A 4756-nucleotide genomic window follows, 5' to 3' on the forward strand; every position below is an offset into this window, starting at 1 on the left:
CCTGCAGCCGCGGCGCCCGCGCATACAACACCGCTCAGAACGTCAAGAATCCCCACCGGATCAGGTCGCGCAGGGGCGCCTCGATCTCGGCGCGCACATCATCAACCTCAACCGACGTGAGCATCGCGACGGCCGCCGCAATCTGGCCGACCGTCAGCTCGCCGTCGGAAGCGCCCACGACCGCGGACACGGCCGAGGAGACGGGCACAGAACGGCCCAGTCCCCCACCCTGGTGCATGATGAGCAGCTCCGGGTCGGGACTGCCCGGCACGTAGTGGCGCTCCTCGCGCACGTCCGAGGCGCGCGTCAGCGCCACCTCCCACAGCTCTGGGGCGCGCAGGGAGGCCAGTGCCCACGCCACGTCACGCCCGCGCGGGGCGTGCCCATCGAGGGACAGGTCGTAGGCGCGCTTGCCACCCGAGGCGGCCTCGGCCTCGTCGAGCTTGCGCAGCGCCACAAAACCCATGCCGATCGCGCCCGTGCCCGCGCGGCGGAAGTCCGCCAGCCACGAGGTGAAGGCTCGCTCGTAGTCGGCGCGGTCCATGAGTTGGCCGCCCGAGTCGCGAATCCACATGTCCACGTAGCGCGCGGGGTCGAGGACGTCGCGCTGGACGACCCACGCGTCCACCGGCAGGCCGTCAAGCCACGAATCTACGCGCCACGACCACTGCGTGTCCGGGTTGCGGTCGGCGGGGATCTCCCAGTTGGCGAGCATCTGCAGGGTGCCGCCCTCGTTCATGCACTCGGGAGCGCCGCGCAGAACCGCGCGGATCAGGTTGTCCCTGTCCATGCCGCCGTCGCGATACTCGAGCAGGCCGGCTGCGCCGCGCACCGAGTCCGGCGTGATCACGAAGGGCGGGTTGGTAACGATAAGGTCGAAGGTCTCACCCTCGACGGGCTCGAAGAGGGAACCCTCGCGCACATCGATGACGACCTCGTTGAGGGCGGCGTTGAACTGGGTGAGCGCACACGCGCGCGGCGACAGGTCGGTCGCCACCACGCAGTCGGCGTGCGTAGCCAGGTAGAGGGCCTGAATGCCGCAGCCGCAACCCACGTCGAGGGCCGAGTCGACGTGTTCGCGCACCGTCATCTCGAGCAGCGTCAGGGTCGCACCGCCGATGCCGAGCACGTGGTCATCGGACAGCGGCTTGCCGGTCTGCACCTCCGCCAGGTCCGAGGCCACCCACCACTCGTGGTCGCCACCCGGCAGCGAGGCCGCGTGGGGTCGCAGGTCGAAGAGGGCGCGCATCCACGTGTCAGCCTCAACCTCGGGCTCGGGGGCCTCCTCGTCGGGGTCGCGCATCGTCGGCAGGCTCGAGGCCTTCGGGGCCGAGGCCTCGTCCGCACCCTTGTCCTTCGGCTCACGCTTGGGCGCGCCGCCCACGCGGGGCATGACGAGCGCGGAGGCTGCCTCGGCCTCGTCGATAGTGGCCGCGAGGCCGAGGGACTCCAGCCCGCGTGCGCCCAGCGTCGGAAGGGCCTCGTTCAGTACCGAGGCACGCTCGGGCAGGCCGAGGATGAAGAAGCGCGTGAGAACTGCGGCGGGGTCGGTGGCGCCCGCGAGCTCGACGAGGGCCGGCAGTCGCGAGTCGCGCATGAGGGCGGACAGCGCACCCTCACTGATCAGGGTCTGAAGATTCTCAACGGTCCACGTCGAGGCGATCACATCGGCGCGCAGGCGCCCGATCAAGTCACGGTCGAGGGCGGGAACGGGTACGGAAGTCGTCATGACTCAAGCCTATCCCCACGCGTACAATGCGCGGGTACCCAACCAGAAGCCTCACGTCAGGCTCAGAGGAGGAAACCTCATGTCCGGTGGACTTGTCGCACTGCTCGACGATATCGCGACCCTCGCGAAGGTCACGGCCTCGTCGATCGACGACGTCGCGGCCAACGCCGTCAAGGCCTCCTCGAAGGCGGTGGGCGTCGTCATCGACGACACCGCGGTGACGCCCCAGTACGTGTCGGGCCTGAGCCCGTCGCGCGAGCTGCCCATCATCGGCAAGATCGCACGCGGCTCCCTCATCAACAAGCTGTTCATCATCTTGCCGATCGCGCTCCTGCTCACCTGGCTGGCCCCACAGTTCCTCCCATTCCTGCTGATCGTGGGCGGCGCGTACCTGTGCTTCGAAGGCGGCGAGAAGGTCCTCGAGAATCTCAGCTGGCTGCCCGGCCACCACGAGGAGCACGACGAGGGTGGCGCCACCTCCAGCGAGGAACTCGAGAAGGGCATCGTCGCCTCCGCAACCCGCACCGACCTGATCCTCAGCGCCGAAATCATGCTCGTGTCGATGGCCGGCCTGTCCAACGAGACCGGCATCATGCGCGTCGCCATCCTCATCGCGGTCGCCTTCTTCATGACGTTCTTCGTGTACGGCCTCGTCGCTCTGCTAGTCAAGGCCGACGATTTCGGCCTCCACCTGGCCAAGGATGCCATCAAGCCCGAGGACAATCGCCCCGGCCCCGTCGACAACATGGGCCGCACGATCGTGCGCGTCATGCCGCATATCTTCAACGTGATCGGTGTCGTCGGCACGGTCGCGATGCTGTGGGTCGGCGGCCACCTGGTCATCGAGAACCTCGCCGCGGTCGGCGTCCCCGTCTTCCACCACATCCTCGAGGTCGCTGAGCACGCGGTCGCGTCAGCCGGCGGCTTCGTCACCTGGTTGGTCGAGACTCTCCTGTCCGGCGTCTTCGGCGTCATCCTGGGTGCCGTTATCGCGTGGATCGTCGTCGGCGCTTCCGCGCTCGTGCACCGGGCGCGCACGAAGGCCTGATCTGCTGTCGTTTCACGAGGCCGGGGCGTGGTCGCGAGACCCAGCCCCGGCCTCGTCGTTGATCGCACTGCGCGAAAGGTGACACATAACCCCTACGCAAGGCGGGACTTAAGTACTACCCTTGGAGTCAACAGACAAACGACGACGACGCCCAGGAGGAGCATCATGACCGTCTACACCCTGCCCGAACTCCCCTACGATTACGCCGCTCTCGAGCCCCACATCTCCGGCCGCATCATGGAGCTGCACCACGACAAGCACCACGCCAACTACGTGGCCGGCGCGAACGCCGCCCTCGAGAAGCTGGCTGCTGCCCGCGAGTCCGGCGACTTCGCTGCGATCAACCTGTGGGAGAAGAACCTGGCCTTCAACCTGGGCGGTCACACCAACCACTCCATCTTCTGGACCAACATGACCGGCGAGGGCGCCTCGCGCCCCGAGGGCGAGCTCGGCGCCGCCATCGACGAGTTCTTCGGCTCGTTCGAGTCCTTCCAGGCGCAGTTCGCCGCCGCCGCTCTGGGCCTGCAGGGCTCCGGCTGGGCCGTTCTCGCCTGGGACACCGTCGGCAAGCGCCTCGTGACCTACCAGATGACCGACCAGCAGGGCAACATCCCGGTCGCGACCGTTCCGCTGCTCATGATCGACATGTGGGAGCACGCCTTCTACCTGGATTACCTCAACGTCAAGGCCGACTACGTCAAGGCCTGGTGGAACCTGGTCAACTGGGAGAACGTCGCCTCCCGCTTCCAGGCCGCCCGCCTGTCCTCCGGCCTGGTCAACGCCCACTCCGCGCTGACCGACCTGGGCACGCAGGCCATGGACACCGTCAAGGGCTGGTGGAAGAACTGAGCGTTCGCGCTGACGCTCCTGTGGCCGTTGTCTCCGAGCTGAGACTCGGGCACTGAGTTTCTGGCGCTGGCTTTTCGGCGCCGACGGCGCGGCCACCGCACGCAACGAGAGGCGGGATCCTTCGGGGTCCCGCCTCCGTCGTATCCCTGGAGGCGCGGCTTCGAAGGAGCCACGGGCCTGCCTGCGCCGCTCGCGGGCGGCTGCGGGCCCACAGCACGCGACATATCGCCAAGGCACGCCAGCACCCACGCGCACGTTAACCCGATGGGTGGCAGCCCAGGCCCAGCAGGGAACAGGAGCGGCGCCATGGCGAGACAAAACTCGCCCAACAAGAACCGCGCCGGGCCACTTCGGTATAAAACTCACCCTGCACACCCCTTCTCACCGCATCTGCGGGACAAAACTCGCCCTGCTCGCCCAAAATGGCCCAATTTGGCACGTTTTGCCCGAGCATGGCGAACTTTCTACCGCTGTCGCCACCAACAAGCCGAGCATGGCGAACTTTTTCGCATCAACACCCCACCCACACTCCAGATAGCGGGTTGACGTACGCCATAGCGGCTTCGCGCTCGGGATAGCGGGTTCACTTACAAGCGCGCGCCCCATGCCAAACACTGTTGTGCCCAAAACGCGGACCACCTCATCCACAACCGCCCGTTGTGAGCGTTTTTCGCCGAGGCGGTCTGTACTTTGGGCGCCACTCCACCCCCAGCAACGCTCACACTGCCGCCAAACGGGGGAAATGGCGTCATTAGAGGCGCAACACGCCGACGACACGCCGACAGCCAGCTCCTAATGCTGCAAAACCCCCACCGCCTCTGGGATGACGAGCGCCGGAATGGCCGGAGAGTCCGACCCCAGCACCCGAAGGCGGCGGCAAGGTCAGCACCCGACAAATTTCGCATGCAATTCCCCCCGCGCATACTTCATGCTTTGAAATTTAATCGTTGAAATTCCGGGCTTTTCACAGAGCCGCAGACTGCAGGCATTAGGGAATTGCATGCGAAACTGAGGATAGAGCGTGCTTCGAGACGCGAGGCCTGGCCGGGCTTCGAGACGACGCACAAGCACACGTCAGCGACCCAGCCCCACTGGTGTGGAGGGCGCCGGAGGGACCGGAGGGCATGGGC

Annotated in this window: 3 protein-coding genes; 2 read left to right on the top strand and 1 reads right to left on the bottom strand. The window is 66.8% G+C overall.

Translation table 11 applies throughout. The features are described from left to right. Positions 1 to 34: 34 nt before the first annotated feature. On the bottom strand, positions 35 to 1729 hold the full coding sequence (locus HMPREF1137_RS00015) for a methyltransferase (protein WP_007587368.1): 1695 nt from the start codon (positions 1727 to 1729) through the stop codon (positions 35 to 37). A 79-nt stretch (positions 1730 to 1808) separates the two neighbouring features. Between HMPREF1137_RS00015 and HMPREF1137_RS00020 the strand changes: the two genes are divergently transcribed. Both HMPREF1137_RS00020 and HMPREF1137_RS00025 read left to right on the top strand, forming a co-directional pair. Then, positions 1809 to 2777, top strand: coding sequence for a DUF808 domain-containing protein (locus tag HMPREF1137_RS00020; protein WP_007587370.1), 969 nt, complete (start codon positions 1809 to 1811; stop codon positions 2775 to 2777). A gap of 165 nt (positions 2778 to 2942) precedes the next feature. Beyond that, complete coding sequence (locus HMPREF1137_RS00025; RefSeq protein WP_007587371.1) at positions 2943 to 3626, top strand: superoxide dismutase; 684 nt, start codon at positions 2943 to 2945, stop codon at positions 3624 to 3626. Positions 3627 to 4756 lie beyond the last annotated feature (1130 nt).

Origin of the sequence: Actinomyces sp. ICM39, from assembly GCF_000282935.1 — a bacterium.
Classification (GTDB): Bacteria; Actinomycetota; Actinomycetes; order Actinomycetales; family Actinomycetaceae; genus Pauljensenia; species Pauljensenia odontolytica_B.